Origin of the sequence: Nocardioides sp. CPCC 206348 (genome assembly GCF_048654705.1) — a bacterium.
In the GTDB taxonomy this organism is placed as follows: domain Bacteria; phylum Actinomycetota; class Actinomycetes; order Propionibacteriales; family Nocardioidaceae; genus Nocardioides.
Genome location: NZ_JBMCZA010000169.1, coordinates 3,469 through 7,463, shown reverse-complemented (window position 1 = coordinate 7,463; position 3,995 = coordinate 3,469). Strand labels below are relative to the sequence as shown.

The following is a 3,995-nucleotide window of genomic DNA, read 5'->3' as shown; positions in this document are numbered from 1 at the left end:
TCGGCGCGGATCGAATCAACGGTGCCAGCGAATTCGGCACCAACGATGAGTACCTCTGCCGTCGAGTCGTTGATGAGGTACACCAGCTCCTCGGCCGAGAGCCGGAAGTTGACGACCGCGTGCGCGGCACCGAGCAGCGACGCGGCGAACGTCGTCTCGAGACAGGCGGGGTGGTTCTTGTCGAGGAAAGCGATGCGGTCTCCCGGCCCGATGCCCTCGGTGCGAAGGGCGCCAGCGAGGCGAAGGATCCGGTCGTGCAGCTGGCGCCAGGTCCACGACTGCTCCCCGAAGACAAGTGCGGTGCGGTCCGGCGACGCTGCCACGGCTCGCTCAATGATGTCGAAGATGGCGGGGGGAGTAGCGGTCATGTTCCCTGTGCTCCTGACTGTACGTGCGGTCAATGTGACGCCACTGTAAGGGTTCGTGACGACTGACACAATAGTTGACTGACCGTGCGTACGGTCACTAGCCTTCGGTCATGAAGGATCCGCACTCGTGACCGCCGCGTTGCACGACGTCCTGACCCCGTCCCTCTATGGAAGCGGGATCCCTCACGACCTGTACCGCGACCTGCGTCGCGAGCACGCGGTGGTGTGGGTGGAGGAACCGGCGACGGCATCTTTCGCAGGAGGGCGCGGATACTGGCTCGTGCTGCGGCACGCCGAGGTGAGTCACGTGTCACGGCATCCCCAGGACTACTCGTCCTGGCGGGGCACCAGCTTCCTTCGTGACCAGCGACCCAGTGACATTGCCGTGTTGCGCCGCATGATGCTGAACATGGATCCGCCCGAGCACACCGCGCTGCGAAAGATCGTCAATCGTGCGTTCACGCCCAAGACGATCCGAGCGCAGTTGTTCGACGCCATCCAGCGGCACGCGCGCGAAGTGGTTGATGCCATCTGTGAAGCAGGAGAGACCGACTACCTTGCGACCGTTGCGGCAGAAATGCCGCTCCTCGTGCTGGCTGACGTCCTCGGGATTCCGCCAGAGGATCGCAAACTGCTGTACAGCTGGACCAATCGCCTCGTGGGAATCGACGACCCCGAGTATGGGGCGGACCCGCAGGCCTTCCTGTCAGCGTTCACCGAGATGTTCGCGTACTGCCGCGCGGCCACGACGCAGCGGCGTACGAATCCGACCGCTGATCTCTGGAGCACGGTCGTCAACGCCGAGGTCGACGGTGAGTACCTGTCGGACGGCGAACTGGACAGGTTCTTCCAGCTCCTCGTGATCGCCGGGAACGACACGACCCGCAATCTCCTGGCGAACACGATGCTGACGCTCTCGCAGCACCCGGACCAACTGCAGCTCCTCAGGGACGACCTGTCGTTGTTGCCCGGCGCGGTCGAGGAGGTGCTGCGCTTCAATCCGTCGGTCATCCAGTTTCGCCGGACCGCCACCAGGGACCTGGAGCTCGCGGGTCAGCAGATTGCCGAGAATGACCGGGTCGTCATCAACTACGCATCGGCCAACCGCGATGAGGCCGTGTTCGACGAGCCAGATCGCTTCGACATCACTCGCGACCCGAACCCGCACATCTCCTTCGGGGACGGCACGCACTACTGCCTCGGTGCCAACCTTGCTCGTCTCCAGGTGCACACCGTGCTCAAGGAACTGTTCACGAGACTCCCGGACATCGATGTGAGCGGCGATGCACGGCACATGCAGTCCAGTTTCATGAACGGGATCAAGTACCTGCCCGTTCGCTTCACACCTGCGTCGAAGCGCGGACCGCTGGCGGCGCCGAACGTGGACCCGGCGAGTTCCGTCGGTGCAGGTGAGAGTCAAGGACTGCCCGTCGACGTCGCAGTGCCGGAGCACGGGACGCCGATGCTGGTGCTCTACGGCTCGAACTTCGGAACCGCTGAGGACGTCGCGAGCGACCTCGCCGCTGCCGGGCGTCGACGCGGATTCGAGGTTCGCACTGCTGCCTTGGACGAGGCTGTGGAGGCCCTGCCCACCGAGGGTGTCGTCATGATCGCCACCGCGACGTACAACGGCACCCCGCCCGACAATGCGGTGCGCTTCGCCGAGTGGATCACCGCGAGTTCGCCCGATCTCTCCGGCGTCAGGTTCAGCGTCTTCGGCTGCGGAAATCATGAGTGGGCGCCCACCTTCCAGGACTTCCCTCGCCTGATCGACGACCGGTTGGTTGAGCTGGGCGCGACGCGGGTTCACCCTCGCGGTGAGGGCGACGTCGCCGATGACTTCGACGGCGACCTCCAGGCGTGGGACGCGGCATTGTGGCCGGACGTCGCCCGAGTGTTCGACATCGATCTGAGCGAGGTCGCGCCCTCGACCGTCTCCGGACTCCGCATCGAGTTCCTCCCCAGCGACCTCGCCAATCCGTTCGTGCAGTCAATGAACGCACGGCCCATGAGAGTTCTTGAGGTCCGCGAACTGACTCGGCCCGACGGCCCGTTCCTGACCCGTCCGGTCCACCACATCGAGCTCGAACTGCCGGCTGACCTGTCGTACGAGGCTGGCGACCATCTCGGGGTCATCGCGCGCAACAGCACGGCCCTCACTGCTCGGGTGGCCGATCGTTTCTCCCTTGACCTCGACACCTGGGTCCGGCTCGATGCGGACAACGGGTTGAGCACCTTCCTGCCGGTGGGGCAGAGGGTGACTGTCGGGGAGCTGCTCAGCGACTTCGTGGAGCTTCAAGGCGTCGCGGGCCGCCGTCACGTGACATGCCTCGTGAACCACACAGAGGATTCGGAGACGCGTCAGCAACTCCAGGGTCTCCTCGACGGCGACACGTACCGCGACCAGGTACTGGGTCGGCGACTCTCGGTTCTCGACCTGCTGGAGCTCCATCCCGCCTGCCGTCTCCCGTTTGCGGTCTACCTGGAGCTTCTGGGCCCCCTCACGCCGCGGTACTACTCAATCTCGTCCTCGGCGAGGGTGCAGCCGGACAGGTGCTCCATCACGGTGGGATCGCTGATCGACGAAGCGCGTTCGGGAAACGGCACGTTCTACGGCGTCTGCTCCAACCACCTGGCCGAGCAGCAGGCAGGTGACGTCGTACACGCCTTCGTCCGGGACACGTCGAGTGCCTTCCGGCTGCCCAGCGACCCGAGCCGCCCGGTCCTGATGATCGCCTCGGGTACCGGCCTTGCTCCCTTCCGTGGGTTTCTGCAGGAGCGGGCAGCCGCCAAGGAAGCGGGAGTGGCCCTCGCCCCCGGTCTCTTGTTCTTCGGGTGTCGCCATCCGGAATCGGATGAGCTCTACCTGGGCGAACTCGACGAGCTCGCGGCAGCAGCGGACATCGAGATCTTCCGTGCCTACTCGCGTGCCACCGACCTGGACCGCGGGTACGTGCAGGACCTCGTGCGGCAGGAGGGTGGATCGGTCATGGATCTGCTCGACCGGGGAGGAATCGCCTTTGTCTGCGGAGGGACGGCGATGGCTGAGGGCGTCCGGGCAACGCTCCTCGAGTTGCGCAGCGCAATGCATGGCTTGACTCCCGAAGGGGCACGGGCATGGATGCAGAACCTCGCCGTCGAGGGGCGGTGGCTGGTCGATGTGTGGGCCAGCAACTAGGAATGAAGGTGTGAGCAGTGCCTGAAACGATCAAGAATCTCGTCCGCGCGACGGAGCAGTTCGTTCGGACGGAGGTCCTGCCCATCGAGGACGAGCACGACGGCGACGTCGAGCTCGCCGGGGGCGAGCGTCTCCGCGCTGAGCTCCAGACCAAGGCGCGTGCCGAGGGCCTGTTGTCGCCACACGGCCCGGTCGACTGCGGTGGGCTCGGTCTCGGCATGGTGGACCGTGCCCCCGTCTTCGAGGCGGCCGGCCATGGACTCTTCGGCCCGATGGCGCTCAACATCAACGCCCCGGATGAGGGCAACATCCATTTGCTCGACCACGTCGCGACCGCCGCGCAGCGGGACCGTTTCCTGGCGCCGTTGGTCCGTGGGCGGGTGCGCTCGGCGTTCGCGATGACCGAGCCGGCGCCGGGCGCCGGCTCCGACCCCTCGATGCTGGCCACA

Annotated in this window: 3 protein-coding genes; 2 read left to right on the top strand and 1 reads right to left on the bottom strand. The window is 65.7% G+C overall.

All coding sequences use genetic code 11. The annotated features are described in order from the left end of the window. Positions 1–368 (bottom strand): AMP-binding protein (locus ACOADB_RS13500; protein WP_378599391.1); only part of this gene is annotated, 368 nt, incomplete at its 3' end. A 127-nt stretch (positions 369–495) separates the two neighbouring features. Here ACOADB_RS13500 and ACOADB_RS13495 point away from each other — a divergent pair. Beyond that, on the top strand, positions 496–3,546 hold the full coding sequence (locus tag ACOADB_RS13495; RefSeq protein WP_378599388.1) for a cytochrome P450: 3,051 nt from the start codon (positions 496–498) through the stop codon (positions 3,544–3,546). A gap of 17 nt (positions 3,547–3,563) precedes the next feature. Continuing rightward, positions 3,564–3,995: acyl-CoA dehydrogenase family protein (locus tag ACOADB_RS13490; RefSeq protein ID WP_378599385.1), on the top strand; the 432-nt coding region annotated here is incomplete at its 3' end.